The sequence below is a fragment of the Amycolatopsis nivea genome (assembly GCF_004522235.1).
GTDB lineage: Bacteria > Actinomycetota > Actinomycetes > Mycobacteriales > Pseudonocardiaceae > Amycolatopsis > Amycolatopsis nivea.
Map to the genome: position 1 here is coordinate 74337 of NZ_SDLT01000013.1, position 16106 is coordinate 90442.

At 71.4% G+C, this 16106-nt stretch carries 1 protein-coding gene; it reads right to left on the minus strand.

The annotated features are described in order from the left end of the window. Positions 1-239: 239 nt before the first annotated feature. Positions 240-16007 carry a type I polyketide synthase gene (locus EIZ44_RS17570; RefSeq protein WP_205673193.1) on the minus strand — a complete coding sequence of 5256 codons (15768 nt, stop codon included), beginning with the start codon at positions 16005-16007 and terminating at the stop codon, positions 240-242. Between the last annotated feature and the right edge of the window lie 99 nt (positions 16008-16106).

Below are 16106 nucleotides of genomic sequence, written 5' to 3' on the forward strand. Positions count from 1 at the left end.
AAAGGAAACCGCCTTCGTTCGAGCGGACCATGCAGGACGAGCCGGGTCGGGCCTGACCAAGCGCGCCAAGCCAGGCAGGTCGCACCCGCCAGGAACGCCAGCAGCCCGTGCCGATCATCGCGATCGACACGGGCTGCCAGACAACCAGCACTAACTGGCCGCACAGAACCGTTAGCTATCCGCCCCAACCAGCCACCGCAAGGCGACAACCGGCCCAGCTAAAAAAGCGCACCTACCGATCACTGCGACTCACCCGACTCCTCGGCACCACCCATCGCCGACCGGACAAGGTCGGCCAGATCCATCGAAGCCACCGCAGCCGCCGCCTCATCAGTGCCGTTCAGTTCTTCGACGACCTCCTCCGCAACAGCAGGTGCCAGCTCCTCCAACAGGTGCCGAGCCAGCGGCAACGGACTCGGGTAGTCGAAGATCAACGTCGCAGGCAGCCGCAGGCCAGTCGCAGCACCGAGCCGGTTGCGGAGCTCCAGCGCGGCTAGCGAATCGATGCCCAAGTCGGTGAAGCCCTTCTCCACCCCGACCGCTGAAGCGTCGTCATACCCGAGAACCGCCGCCGTGTGTTCGCGCACCAACTCCAGCGCCGCCGAGTCTCGCTCGTCCGTCGGGAGCGTGGCGAGCTTGTCAGCGAACCCGGCCTCCGGCGCTGCCGACGCCGACGAGGCAACCGCTGCCCGCCGCGGGGCGGCAGTGGCGAGGCCCTTCAGCAGGGCCGAAGCGCGGTCCGCGTCCTTGAGGTCGAGCTTCACCGGCACCAACGCCGCCGACGAAGCAGCCAACGCGGCATCGAACAGTTCCAGACCCTCAGCCGCCGACAGTTCCGCGACCCCGGACCGGGCGATGTGTGCCAGGTCCACTTCGCCGTCGGTGCCTTCCCACGGGCCCCACGCGAGCGACGTCGCCGGGAGGCCGAGGGAAGACCGGTGCTCGGCCAGCGCGTCCAGGAACACGTTGCCCGCCGCGTAGTTTGCCTGTCCGGCAGCGAGCAGCAGACCACCCGCTGAGGAGTACAGGACGAACGCCGCCAGGTCCCGAGTTGCCGTCAGCTCGTGCAGGTTCCAGGCCGCGTCGACCTTGGGCCGCAACACGTTCTCGACCTGCTCCGGCGTCAAGGCACTCAGCACCGCGCTGTCCATCTGCCCGGCCGCGTGCACCACGGCGGTCAGCCGCGGCAGCGTGTCGAGCAGCTTCGCCAGCGCGTCCCGATCGGTGACGTCGCACGCGGCGACAGTCACCTTCGCGCCCTCGCCGGCCAGTTCGTCGACCAGTTCCCGCGCCCCCGCCGCGTCGAGACCGCGGCGGCTGGTCAGGACCAAGTCACGGGCACCGCGTGCGACCAGGTGCCGGGCCAGCAGTCCGCCGAGCAGGCCCGCGCCGCCGGTGATCAGCACCGTGCCGTTCGGGTCCCAGTCGACCGGCTCGCCAACCTCGGTGACCCGGGTCAGCCGCGGCACGCGCACCTCGCCGTTCCGCAACCGGGCTTCGGGTTCGCCGGAGGCCACGACCGCGGGCAGCGCCCGAGCCGACGCGGGAGAAGCGTCGAGGTCCACGATCTGGATCCGGCCCGGGTTCTCCGCCTGCGCGGCCCGCACCAAGCCCCAGACCGGAGCCTGCACCAGCTCGTCGCGAGTGACCACGACCAGCTTGCCGTCCCCGATCGACAGCCAGTTCTGCAAGTGCCGCAACGTGTCCTGCACGATCTGGTGCACCTGCGCCGGAATAGAACCGGTACCGGAGCCGACCGGCAGCACCAGCACCTCCGCGTCGACCGGCTCGGCCTTCAGCGGCACGCCCAGACCGAGATCGTCGGTGCCGAGCACAGCCCAGCCGTCCAGCGAAGGCACGAGCCGCACGCCCGAAGCGGGCTGCCATTCGATCCGGTACAGCGAGTCCGGCACCTTCGTGCCGAGCTGGCCTTCCGACACCGGCCGCGTGACCAGCGAAGCGATCTGAGCGACCGGAGCACCAGCAGTGTCAGCCAGGTCAAGCGACGAACCGCTCTCGGTCTTCCGTACCCGCACCCGCAGCGCGGTAGCGCCGCTGGCCTGCAGTGACACCGAGTTCCACGCGAACGGGATCGTCGTCTCGGTCAACGCCTTCGGACCGCCCGGGATCAGGAAGTCCGTCGCGCCGAGCGCCGAGTCGAGCAGGCCCGGGTGCAGGCCGAAGTCGTTCGCCGCGGTGCCTTCCGGCAGCGCGACCTCGGCATACACCTCGCCTTCGCGCAGCCAGATCGCCCGCAGGTTGCGGAACGTCGGCCCGTAACCGAAACCGAGGTCGGCCAGGTCGTCGTACAACCCGGTCAGGTCAACCGATTCGGCACCGGACGGCGGCCACTCGCTCAGCGAGAAGTCCACAGCCGAGCCATTGGCCAGCGTGCCCGCCGCGTGCTGAACCCAGCCCGCCTCGGTCCGCGAGTGCACCGACAGCTCCCGGCGACCGCTGCCGTCCGGCGCGCTGATGACCACGCGCAGGTCGACCCCGTCTTCCGGCAGCAACAGCGGTGCCTGCTGGGTCAGCTCCTCCAGCAGGTCGCAGCCGACCTGGTCACCGGCGTGCATCGCCAGCTCGACGTACGCGGTGCCGGGCAGCATCGTCCGCCCCATCACCACGTGGTCGGCGAGCCACGGCTGCGTCGCGACCGACAGCCGTCCGGTCAGCACCGCGCCGCCATCGGGCAGTTCCACCAGCGCACCCAGCAGCGGGTGTCCGGCGGACTGCGCGCCCAAAGTGCTGACGTCGCCAGTCGGCTTCGTCGCGTCGAGCCAGTACGACTTGTTCTGGAACGCATAGGTCGGCAGGTCCACAGTGGACGCACCCTGCCCGGCGAACAGCGCCTTCCAGTCGATCTTCCCGCCCCGGGAGAACAGCGTGGCCAGCGCGGTGAACACGGTCGGCACCTCGGCCCGCCCGCGGCGCATCGCGGGCACCTGGACGACCCGGTCCGGCCGGTCGGCGACCGCGGTGTCGCACTCGCGGGCCATCCCGGTGAGCACCGCGTCCGGACCCAGTTCAACGAACCGGGTCACGCCCGAGGCGAGCAACGTGCCGACCCCGTCGGCGAACCGGACGGCCTCCCGCACGTGGCCCACCCAGTACTGCGGCGAGCACAACTCGGCGGCGGTCGCGATCTTGCCGGTCACGTTCGACACCACCGGGATCGACGGCGCGGAGTAGGTGAGCTTCTCCGCCACCACCGAGAACTCGGTCAGCATCGGCTCCATCAGCGACGAGTGGAACGCGTGCGACACGACCAGCTGCTTCGTCCGGCGACCAGCGTCGGAGAAAGTCGCCATGGCGGCAAGCACCGCCTCTTCCGGACCCGAGATGACCACCGACCGCGGCCCGTTCACCGCCGCGATGTCGACCCCGTCAGGCAGCGAGGCACGCACCTCGTCCTCGGTCGCGGCGATCGCCGCCATCGTGCCTCCGGCTGGCAACGCCTGCATGAGCCGGCCACGAGCGGCGACCAGCGAGCAGGCATCGGCCAGCGAGAACACTCCGGAGACGTGTGCCGCGGCGAGTTCGCCGATCGAGTGCCCGGCGACGTAATCCGGCGTCACACCCCAGGATTCGACCAGCCGGTACAGCGCGACCTCGATCGCGAACAGCGCGCATTGCGTGTACGCGGTCTGGTTGAGCAGCGGCGAGTCTTCCCAGATCACCTGCTTGAGCGGGGTTTCCAGCTCGGCGTCGAAGAGTCCGCAGATCTCGTCGAACGCTCCGGCGAAGGCAGGGAACGCCTCGTACAGCCCGCGTCCCATGCCCGGCTGCTGAGCGCCCTGCCCGGTGAACAGGAACGCCGTCAGGTCGGCCGCGCTGACCGTCCCGGCCACGGTGCCCGCCGGGGTCCGGCCGTCGGCCAGTCCGTCGAGCGCCTTGAGCGCCGCTTCGCGGTCGGCCGCCAGGACCACCGCGCGGTGGTCGAGCGCGGCGCGACCGGTGGCCAGCGAGTAGCCGATGTCGGTCAGGCTGACGTCCGGGTTGGCCCGCAGGTGCGCGGCCAGCCGGGCGGCCTGGTCGGCGAGCGCCGACGCGACTGAACCGGCCAGCGGCAACGGGATCGCCGGGAGTTCCGGTGCGGTGCGCCGGGTTTCGGTGGCCGGAGCGGGCGGTGCCTCCTCGATGATGATGTGCGCGTTGGTGCCGCTGATGCCGAAGGACGAGACGCCGGCGCGACGCGGGTGACCGTTGCGCACCCACGGCCGCGGTTCGGTGAGCAGCTCGATGTTGCCCGTGGTCCAGTCGACGACCGGCGACGGCGCGTCGACGTGCATCGTCTTCGGCAACATGTTGTGCCGCAACGCCTGCACGACCTTCATCACGCCAGCCGCGCCACCGGACGCCTGCGCGTGCCCGATGTTCGACTTCACCGAACCCAGGTACAGCGGCCGGTCGCGGTCCTGGCCGTAGGTGGCCAGCAACGCCTGCGCCTCGATCGGGTCGCCCAGCTTCGTACCCGAACCGTGCGCCTCGACAGCGTCCACATCGGACGGCTGCAGGCCACCGGCGGCGAGGGCCGCGTGGATCACGCGTTCCTGCGACGGGCCGTTCGGGGCGGTCAGGCCGTTGGACGCACCGTCCTGGTTGACCGCGCTGGAGCGGACCACCGCGAGCACCTCGTGCCCGTTGCGCTGCGCGTCGGACAGCCGCTCCAGCAGGAGCAGACCCGCGCCCTCAGCCCAGCCGACACCGTCGGAAGCCGCCGAGAACGACTTCGACCGTCCGTTGGGCGAAAGCACGCCCTGGCGGCTCGAGTCGACAAACAGATCCGACTGCGACAGCACCGTGACACCGCCGGCGAGCGCCAGTCCGCACTCCCCCGCCCGCAGCGCCTGCACCGCGAGGTGCAGCGTGACCAGCGAGGACGAGCACGCGGTGTCGACCGTCATGCTCGGGCCCTCGAGGCCGAGCAGGTAGGAGATGCGGCCGGAGACGACCGCGCCGGAGCTGCCGTTCGGGATGTAGGCGGCGACGTCGGCCGGAGCGCCCGGGGCGCGGCTGCCGTAGTCGTCGTACATCGCGCCGGTGAAGACGCCGGTCAGGCTGCCGCGCAGCACGGTCGGGTCGATCCCGGCGCGTTCGATGGCCTCCCACGCGGTTTCCAGCAGGAGCCGCTGCTGCGGGTCCATCGCCATCGCCTCGCGCGGGCCGATGCCGAAGAACGCCGGGTCGAACTCCGCCGCGTCGTGCAGGAAGCCGCCCTGGTTGGCATAGGTCTTGCCGCGTTTGCCGCGTTCCGGGTCGTAGATGCCTTCGATGTCCCAGCCGCGGTTGGTCGGGAAGCCGGAGACCGCGTCGACCTCGTCGACCAGCAGCTGCCACAGGTCCTCCGGCGACCGGACGCCGCCGGGGTAGCGGCAGGCCATGCCGACGATCGCGATCGGTTCCTGCATCGACGCGTTCGTCCGGGCCATCGTCGCCGGAGTCTTCGCGACAGCGCCGAGGAGCTTGCCCTTGACGAAGTCCGCGACGGCCTTGGCGGTCGGGTGGTCGAAGATCAGCGTCGCGGGCAGCGTGAGGCCGGTCGCGGTGCCGAGCAAGTTACGGAGTTCGACCGCGGCGAGCGAGTCGAAGCCCAGCTCCTTGAACGCCCGCGTTCCGTCCACTTCGGACTTGTCCGCGTAGCCGAGCACCGTAGCGACCTGCGTGCGGACGAGGTCGAGCAGCACCCGGTCCCGTTCGCTTTCGACCAGCGCGGCCAGTTCGTCGGCGAGCGCGTTGTCCGCCGCCTTGGCCGCCTTCGCCACGCGACGCGCCTTCGGCGGCACGAAACCACGCAGCAGCGCGGGCAGTTCGTCGGTGCGCGCCCGCAGCGCCGGAACGTCCACGCGAAGCGGCGCGATGACCGCGTCTTCGGTGGCCACGGCGGCGTCGAACAGGGCCAGACCCTGCTCGGCGGTCACCGCGGGCAGGCCGAGGCGGGCCATCCGGGCGAGGTCGGCTTCGGCGAGGTCGCCGCCGAGTCCGGTGTTCTCCGCCCACAAGCCCCAGGCCAGCGCGGTGGCCGGAAGCCCGGCCGCGCGCCGGTGTTCGGCGAGCCCGTCGAGGAACGCGTTGGCCGCCGCGTAGTTCGCCTGTCCGGCCGGCAGCACCTGGCCGCCCGCCGAGGAGAACATGACGAACGCCGACAGCTGCCGGTCGGCGGTCAGCTCGTGCAGGTGCCAGGCCGCGTCGACCTTCGGTCGCAGCACTGCGGCGAGCTGCTCCGCGGTAAGCGAGTCGAAGACGCCGCTGTCTGCGGTACCGGCGGCGTGCACCACCGCGCCGAGGTCCGGAAGGCCGTTGATCAGCTGCTCGACCGCCTCGCGGTCGGCAACGTCGCAGGCCGCCACCTGGACGGTCGCGCCCAGGTCGGTCAGCTCTTCGGCCAGCTGCGCGGCACCCGGTGCGTCAAGCCCGCGACGGCTGGTGAGCACCAGGCTCTGCACCCCGTGCTCGGCCACCAGGTAGCGCGCCAGCAGGCTGCCGAGACCGCCGGTGCCACCGGTGATCAGGACCGTGCCGTCCCACGCCGTGGTGCCGGTCGATTCGGTGCGGGTGTAGCGCGGAGCGAGCACCGAGCCAGCCCGAATCGCCGACTCCGGCTCGCCCGAGGCGACCACCGCGGCGATCGTCTCGACCTTCGTCTCCGCGTCCGCGTCGATCAGGAACACGCGTCCGGGGTGCTCGGCTTGCGCCGCCCGGGTGAGGCCCCACAGCAGCCCCTGGGTGACGTCCACAGTGGACTCACCTGCCGAGACCGCCGACTGCGTGATGACGGCGAGCTTCGTGTCGGTCAGCCGCGCTTCGGCCAGCCACGCCTGGATCTCGGCAAGCAGCCAGGTCGCGTTGGCCCGGGCCGCTTCCGGCACCGCACCCTCCGCGGCAGGCACCGAGAGCGTCACGAGACCGGGCACCGGCTCGCCGCGGTCCACCGCTCCGAGCAGGTCCGCGAACCCGCTGTAGGTGGCAGCCACGCCGACTCGGCCACGGCCGATCGCGACGACGTCGCCCGGCTCCGCGGCCGGGACCGGCACGGACTGCCAGCCGATCTTGAGCAGCGAACCGTCCGTGGTCTCCGCCTGCGCGGCCAGTTCGGTCCGCACCGGCCGCGAGACCAGCGATTCCACCGAAGCGACCGGGTTGCCTTCGCCGTCCGCGACCTCGATCGAGGACAGTTCGTCGCCGTCCAGCCGCACGATCCGCACCCGCAGCACCGAAGCGCCGACGGCGTGCAGCGTGACTCCGTTCCACACGAACGGAAGCAGCGTCGAACCGCTCGGGTCGCCGAGCAGGTCGGCGTGCATCGCGGTGTCGAGCAGCGCCGGGTGCAGGCCGTAGGAACCCGCCGTGGACGCGGCCGGTTCCGGCAGCGCGACCTCGGCGAACACCTCGTTGCCCCGTCGCCACGCGGCGGTGAGCCCCTGGAACGCCGGGCCGTAGCCGTAGCCGCGGTCGTTCAACCGCTCGTACGCGCCCTCGACCGGGATCGGGGTCGCGCCCGCCGGCGGCCATTCGGTGAGGCCAGCGGGTTCCGGCCGGGCAGTCGCGGACAGCGTGCCCAGCGCGTGCTGGGTCCAGTCGCCGTCCGATTCGACCGGGCGGGAGAACACGGTGACCGGGCGGCGGTCGCCGTTCGCGGGGCCGACCACGACCTGCAGCGCGACCGCGCCGTCCGGAGACAGGATGAGCGGCGCTTGCAGCGTCAGCTCCTCCACCGTCGGGTGGCCCACCTGGTCGCCGGCGGCGACCGCGAGCTCGACGAATCCGGTGCCGGGCACCAGGATCGCGCCCTTCACCACGTGGTCGGCAACCCATGGCACCGACGAGGCTGACAACCGTCCAGTGAGGACAGTGGTGTCCGAACCGGACAGTGCCACGACGGCACCCAGCATCGGGTGCGCCAGCGGCTGCTGACCGACCGAAGTGACATCGCCGGACGGTGTCGCGTCGAGCCAGTAACGCTTGTGCTGGAAGGCATACGTCGGCAGGTCGAGCCGGACCGGACCGTCGCCCAGCAGCGGGCCGAGCTTCACCGCGCCGCGGATGTGCAGGCGACCGGCCGCGGTGAGCGCGGTGCGCACCTCGTCCTGGTCGCGCCGTCCGAACGGGACGAACTCCGCGTCGACGCTCTGCTGGCCTAGCGCGGACAGCACGCTGTCCGGCCCGATCTCCAGGAACGTCTGGACGCCGCTCTCCGCCAGCGTCGACACCGCGGCACCGAATCGGACGGTCTCGCGGACATGGTTGACCCAGTACTCCGGCGAACGCAGCTCGTCGTCGGTGGCGAGTTTCCCGGTGACCGTCGAGACAATCGGGATCTTCGGCGCCTCGTAGGTCAGCCCGGCGGCGATCTCGCGGAACTCGTCGAGCATCGGCGTCATCAACGGCGAGTGGAACGCGTGGCTCACGCGCAACCGTCGCGTTTGGACATCGCCAGCGGCTCGCTCGATCTCGGCGACCACATCTGCGTCGCCCGAGACGACCACGGCGGCCGGACCATTGACCGCTGCGATGCTGACCTCGTCCTCATGGCCGCGCAGCAGTTCCCGGACCGCCTCTTCGGTCGCGGCGAGCGAGACCATCGCGCCGCGACGGTCGTTCAGCGCACCCATCAACCGGCCGCGCGCGGCGACCAGTTTTGCCGCGTCGGCAAGGGAAAGAACGCCCGCGACGTGAGCCGCGGCCAGTTCGCCGATCGAGTGCCCCGCGAGCGCGTCGGGCCGGAAGCCCCACGACTCGGCGAGCCGGAACAGCGCGACCTCGACCGCGAACAGCCCGGTCTGGGTGTACTGCGTCTGGTCCAGCAGTCCGCGGTCGGCGAGCTCGGTGGTGCCGAACACGACGTCCCGCAGCGGCACGTCGACCAACGGGTCGATTGCCGCGCACACCGCGTCGAAGGCGGTCGCGAAGGCCGGATACGCATCGTAAAGCTCGCGACCCATGCCGACTCGCTGCGCGCCCTGTCCGGAGAACAGGAAGGCGAGCTTTCCGTCCACGACCTGACCGGTCGGTGCGTCGCCGCCAGCCAGCGCGTCGAGTCCGTCGGCGAGTTCTCCCGCGGTCTCGGCGACCACCACCGCGCGGTGTTCGAGCGAGGCACGCGTCGCCGCCAGCGAACGCGCGATCTCCGCGACGGAAACGCCTTCTGCCAGCCAAGAACGCAGCCGCGCCGCCTGTCCGCGCACCGCGGCAGCGGACCGGCCGGACAGCGCGACCGGAACGATCGTCTGCGTCTCCGAAGCCCGCTCGACCGGAATCGCCGGCGCCTGCTCCAGAATGACGTGCGCGTTCGTACCGCTGATGCCGAACGACGACACCGCGGCGCGGCGCGGCCGGTCGACCTGCCACTCCCGCGATTCGGTCAGCAGCCGGACCGCGCCGGTCTCCCAATCGACCACAGTGGACGGACGGTCGACGTGCAGCGTCTGCGGCAACTGGCCGTGCTGCATGGCCATGACCATCTTGATGATGCCCGCGACACCCGCCGCGGCCTGCGTGTGGCCGATGTTGGACTTGATCGACCCGAGCCACAGCGGCTGGTCCTCGGAACGGTCCTGCCCGTAGGTGGCCAGCAGCGCCTGGGCCTCGATCGGGTCGCCCAGCGTGGTTCCGGTGCCGTGGCCCTCGACAGCGTCCACTTCGGACGGCCGCAGACCAGCGTCAGCCAGCGCCTTGGCGATCACCCGCTGCTGCGAAGGACCGTTCGGCGCGGTAAGGCCGTTCGACGCGCCGTCGTGGTTCACCGCAGAGCCGCGCAGAACCGCGAGCACCGGGTGCCCGTTGCGACGTGCGTCAGACAATCGCTCGACGAGCAGCATACCCGCGCCCTCGCCCCAGCCGGTGCCGTCCGCCGCTTCGGCGAACGCCTTGCACCGGCCGTCGGCGGAAAGCCCGCGCTGACGGCTGAAGTCGATGAAAGTGTCCGGAGTGGACATCACGGTGACACCGCCGGCCAGCGCCAGCGTGCACTCGCCGCGACGCAGCGCCTGCACCGCCCAGTGCAGCGCGACCAGCGACGACGAACACGCGGTGTCGACGGTGACCGTCGGACCTTCCAGCCCCAGTGCGTACGACACGCGACCGGACACGACGCTGGCGAGGCTGCCATTGCCGAGGTAGCCCGCGATGTCGTCGGAAACCGTGCCGAGGCGGGTGCCCCAGTCGTGGTACATCACGCCGGCGAACACACCGGTCGCGCTGCCGCGCAGGCCGACCGGGTCGATCCCGGCGCGCTCGAAGGCTTCCCAGGACACCTCGAGCAGCAGCCGCTGCTGCGGGTCCATCGCGGCCGCCTCGCGCGGGCTGATCTCGAAGAAGTCCGCGTCGAACTCGGCCGCGTCGTGCAAGAAGGCGCCGTGCTTGACGTAGGAGTGGCCGGGCTTGCCGGGCTCCGGGTCGTACAGCGAGTCGACGTTCCAGCCGCGGTCGACCGGGAAGCCGGACAGCGCTTCCTCGCCCTCGGACACGAGCCGCCACAGGTCTTCCGGCGTCTCGACGCCGCCCGGGTAGCGGCAGGCGATGCCGACGATGGCGATCGGCTCCTCCGGGTCGACCGTGGTCACCGGAGTGATCGTGCGAGTCGGAGCCAGCCCGGCGAGCCGCGACGCCAGGTACTCGGCTAGCGCGCGCGGCGTCGGGTAGTCGAACACCAGCGTCGCGGGCAGCCGCATGCCGGTGACCGAGTCGAGGATGTTGCGCAGTTCCACCGCGGCCAGCGAATCAAAGCCGATCTCGCCGAACGGGCGGGCCGGGCTGATCGCGTCCGCGCTGTCGTGGCCGAGAACGGCCGCGACGTGCGTGCGGACCAGGTCGAGCAGCGCGCGGTCGCGGTCGGCCTCGGCGAGGTGCGCGAACCGCTCGGCGAACTGCTGCTCGGGCGTGACTTCCCCGCTGGCGACGGCGATCCGGCGGCGGCCGGCGGGCACGAGCCCGCGCAGCACGGCCGGAACGTCCTCGCCACGCGACCGCAGGGCAGCGCGGTCAACGCGGGTCGGGACCACCGTCGGAACACCGGTGCCGAGCGCGGCATCAAGCGCGGCAAGGCTTTCCGACACGGTCAGCGGAGCCAGCCCGAGGCGCGCGATGCGGTTACGGTCCACTTCGGACAGTGTCGCACCCATGCCGATCGCCTGACCGGCGTCGGGGGCCCACAGCCCCCAGACCAGCGACGTCGCGGGAAGGCCAGCGGCGTGCCGATGCTCGGCCAGTGCGTCGAGGAAGGTGTTGCCAGCGGCGTAGTTCGCTTGTCCGGCACCGTCGGCGAGCCCCGCCGAGGAGGAGAACAGGACGAACGCCGACAGGTCCAGCTCCGCGGTCAGCTCGTGCAGCGCCCACGCCGCGTCGAGCTTCGGGGCCAGCACTGCGTCGAGCTGCTCGGCGGTCAGCGAACCGATCATCGCGTTGTCGAGCACGCCAGCGGTGTGCACGACGGCCGACAGCGGGTGCTCGGCCTTCTTGATCGCCGCCGACAGGGAACGCTTCTTGCTGACGTCCGAGGCGACCACCTTCGCGGTCGCGCCCAGTTCGGCCAGCTCTTCGACCAGCTCCGCCGCGCCCGGCGCGTTAAGCCCGCGACGGCTGAGCAGCAACAGACTGCGGACGCCGTGCTTCGTGACGAGGTGCTTCGCGACCTGGGCACCGAGACCGCCGGTCCCGCCGGTGATCAGCACGGTGCCGTCAGAACGCCAGGTCGGCTCCCCGGCCTCAGCCACGAGCCGGACCATCCGGCCGGCCGAGACCGTGTCGCCGTCGATGCGCAGTTCAGGCTCGCCCGAGCCGAGCGCGGTGGCCAGGGTCGCCGCCGTGGCGGTGCCCTCGACCAGGACCACGCGACCGGGGTGCTCGGCCTGGGCCGAACGCACCAGCCCGCGGACGGCGGAGTCGGCCAGCGAGCCGCGCGTCAGCACGACCAAGCGCGCACCGGCGTAGCGGTCGCCTTCCAGCCACTGCTGCAGCACAGTCCGGACGCGGTGCGCGGTCTGCTTGGCAGCGGCGGCGATGTTGTTGCCCGGCACCGAAACCGGCAGCAGCACGACGTCGGGCACCTCGACCAGCGACACCAGCGAGTCGACCACCGGAACGTCGAAACCGCTGATCGAACCCAGCGAAGCCAGCGACGGCAGCTCGGCCGTGACGGTGACCGGGGTCCATTCGACGGTGTACAGCAGGTCGCGCGCCTGGGTGCCGAGGTCGGCCTCGCGGACCGGCCGCGAGCGGAACGACTCGACGGACAGCACCGGCGTACCGGCCACGTCCGTCACGTCGATCGAGACGCCGCCGGTGGCCGGGGACGTGATCCGCACCCGGACCTCGGTCGCGCCGGAAGCGTGCAGCCGCACGCCGGTCCACGCGAACGGCAGCCGGATCTCGTCCGGCTCGCGCGCCTCGCCCGGGGCGAAGTCGGTGGCGTGCAGAACCGCGTCGAGCAGCGCCGGGTGGACGCCGAACGCCGCGTCGCGCCCAGTCGCGGGCAGCGCGACCTCGGCGAACACGACGTCATCGCGCTTCCACGCGGTACGCAGCCCCTGGAACAGGGGGCCATAGCCGTAACCCTGCTCGGCCAGCTCGGTGTACAGCTCGTTCGTCGCGACCACTTCGGCACCGGCAGGCGGCCATTCGCTGCGTGGCGCGGGCTCGACCACCGGGCCGGCGGCGAGAACACCGACGGCGTGCCGGGTCCAGGCCGCGTCGGCGTCGTGGTCGGGACGGGAGTGGAACTCGATCGTGCGGCGGCCGTCGACGTCCGGGCCGACCAGCGTCTGCAGCGCGACGCCACCGGTCTCCGGCAGCGCGAGCGGGGCCTGCAGCGTCAGCTCGTCAACCACGCCGTAGCCGACCTGCGCAGCGGCATGCAGAGCCATCTCGACGAACGCGGTGCCCGGCAGAACCGGGGTACCGGCGATCGCGTGGTCGGCCAGCCACGGGTGCGTCCGGAATGCGACGCGACCGGTGAGGACCAGGCCGTCGTCGCCGGCCAAGCCGATCTCGGCGGCGAGCAGCGGGTGTCCGGAAGCCAGCTGGCCGAGGTCGGCCGCGTCGCCGTGGCCGGTCGGCGCGGTGAGCCAGTAGTGCTTGTGCTGGAAGGCATACGTCGGCAAGTCGACAATCTGCGCCTCGCCGAAGAACGCGGTCCAGTCGATCGCCACGCCGCGGGTGTGCAGACGGCCGAGCGCGGTCGCGAGGGTCGCGGCCTCGGGCCGGTCGCGGCGCTGCGCTGGGGTGAACGCGATGGCGTCGCTGGTGCCCGCGGCCATCGCGGACAGCACGGCGTCCGGACCGACCTCGATCGCGGTCGTCACGCCCGCGTCGACCAGGGCCTGGACCCCGTCGGCGAACCGCACCGCGCGGCGGACGTGCCACAGCCAGTACCCGGGCGAGCAGAGTTCCTCGGCGGTCGCGATCCGGCCGGTCACGTTCGAGACGACCGGGATCGCCGGGGCCGCGTACTCGACCACCTCGAGGATCTCGCGGAACTCAGCCAGCATCGGCTCCATCAGCGGCGAGTGGAACGCGTGCGACACGCGCAGCTCGCTGATCTTGCGGCCCTGCATGCGGAACACCGACACGACGGCTTCCACCGCTTCGCGCTCGCCGGAGACGACGACCGACGTCGGACCGTTCACCGCGGCCAGGCTGACCTGGTCGCCCAGCAGCGGCTGGACCTCGTCCTCGGTCGCCGCGATGGCAACCATCGCACCACCTTCCGGCAGCGCCTGCATAAGCCGTCCGCGAGCAGCGACGACCAGGCACGCGTCGGCGAGCGACCATACGCCCGCGATGTGCGCGGCGGCCAGTTCGCCGATCGAGTGGCCGAGCAGGATGTCCGGCCGCACGCCCCACGATTCGAGCAGCCGCGCCAGCGCGACCTCGACCGCGAACAGCGCGCACTGCGTGTACTGCGTCTCGTTCAGTTCCTCGGCGTTGTCACCGAAGAGGACGTCGCGCAACGGGGTTTCCATCTGCACGTCGAGGTGATCGACAGCCTCGTCGAAGACCTCGGCGAACTTCGGGTACGCCAGGTACAGCTCACGCCCCATCGCGAGGCGCTGCGAGCCCTGTCCGGTGAACAGCATCGCGAGCTTGCCCGGAGTGCGTTCGCCGAGGACGACGTTCGGGTCCTGCTCCCCCGCCGCCAGCGCCTGCAACCCGCGCACAGCCTCGGCGACATTCTCCGCAACGACCACGGCGCGCTGGTCGTGCGCGGCGCGGGTGGTGGCAAGCGAGAAGCCGAGGTCAGTCAGAGTGCTGGATTCCACAGTGGACACCAGCGCGGCAGCCTGCGCCTTCAGCGCTTCCTCGCTGCGCGCCGAGACAACGAGCGGCACGACCGGCAGCTCGTCGCTGGTGGTTTCCACGGTCTCGACAGCCGGAGCCTGCTCGATGATGACGTGCGCGTTGGTCCCGCTGACACCGAACGACGAAACGCCAGCGCGGCGCGGACGTTCGTTCGCGGGCCATTCTCGCTGCTCGGTCAGCAGCTCGACGGAACCCGCGGTCCAGTCGACGTGCGGCGTCGGCTCGTCCACGTGCAGCGTCTTCGGCAGCACGCCGTGCCGCATCGCCTCGACCATCTTGATCACGCCCGCGACACCCGCCGCGGCCTGCGTGTGGCCGATGTTCGACTTGATCGACCCGAGCAGCAGCGGCGTCTCGCGGTCCTGACCGTAGGCGGACAGCAGCGCCTGCGCCTCGATCGGGTCGCCGAGCCGGGTGCCGGTTCCGTGCGCCTCGACAGCGTCCACATCGGACGCTTCCAGACCAGCGTCAGCCAGCGCACGCTTGATCACGCGTTGCTGCGACGGACCGTTCGGCGCGGTAAGGCCGTTCGACGCGCCATCGGAGTTGATCGCCGACCCGCGGACCACGGCGAGCACCGTGCGTCCATTCGCGACAGCGTCGGAAAGCCGTTCCAGCACCAGGACACCGACACCCTCGGCGAACCCAGTGCCGTCCGCGGCGGCGGCGAATGCCTTGCACCGGCCGTCTTCCGCGAGACCACGCTGACGGCTGAAAGCCGTGAACGTGCCCGGCGCGCCCATCACCGCGACACCACCGGCCAGCGCGAGCTGAGTTTCCCCGCGCCGCAACGCCTGCATCGCCAAGTGCAGCGCGACCAGCGAACCGGAGCAAGCAGTGTCGACGGTCAGCGTCGGCCCTTCCAGACCGAGCGCGTAAGCGACGCGACCGGAGACGACGCTAGGCGCGTTGCCGGTGAGCATGTAGCCGTCGAGACCGTCGGGAGCTTCGTGCAGCCGCGGTCCGTACTCCTGCGCCTCCGCGCCGATGTACACGCCCGCCGGGGTGCCGCGCAGCGCGGACGGATCGATCTTGGCCCGCTCCAACGCTTCCCACGCGGTCTCCAGCACGAGCCGCTGCTGCGGGTCCATCGCGGACGCTTCGCGCGGCGCGATGCCGAAGAACCCGGCGTCGAACTCCCCGGCGCCGGGCAGGAATCCGCCGGAGGTGACGTAGCTGCTGCCCGGCTTGTCGGGGTCCGGGTCATACAGGCTGTCGAGGTCCCAGCCGCGGTCGGTCGGGAAGCCGGAGATCGTGTGCACCTCGTCGGCGACCAGCTGCCACAACGCTTCCGGCGACACCGCGCCGCCCGGGTATCGGCAGCCGATGCCGACGATGGCGACCGGTTCGTCGTCCGCCGCACCGCCGGCCAGCGCCGCGACGGACTCCTCCGCGCCGAACACCTCGGCGTGCAGGAACCGGGCGACCGCGGCCGGGGTCGGATAGTCGAAGGCCAGCGTCACCGGCAGTTCGAGCCCGGTCGCGTCGATCAGCTGCGCGTGCAGCTCCACCGCCGCGAGCGAGTCGAAACCGTGGTCGGAGAACGCTTTCTCCGGGTCGAGGACGGCCGGAACCTCAGGCAGCGCGGCCTGCAGCGCCGCCCGCGTCGCGTCGTGGACCACGTCGGCGAGGAACCCCGCGCGGTCCGCCGGCGGCAGAAGCGTCAGCCGCTCCGCGAAGCCGGATTCCCGATTCTTGTCACTCTCACGCATTGCGCACTCCACCGCGGTAGCCAGGCAGCATTCATGGGTCGTCGATCGGATCGTAGGCCGGACTCGGGCCGCGCCGGATCCCCAGAAAACGTTGTTAGG

What these genes read in the sequence shown, in the direction of transcription:
- EIZ44_RS17570 (WP_205673193.1), bottom strand. Translation starts at nt 16,007, where the DNA reads ATGCGTGAGAGTGACAAGAATCGGGAATCCGGCTTCGCGGAGCGGCTG.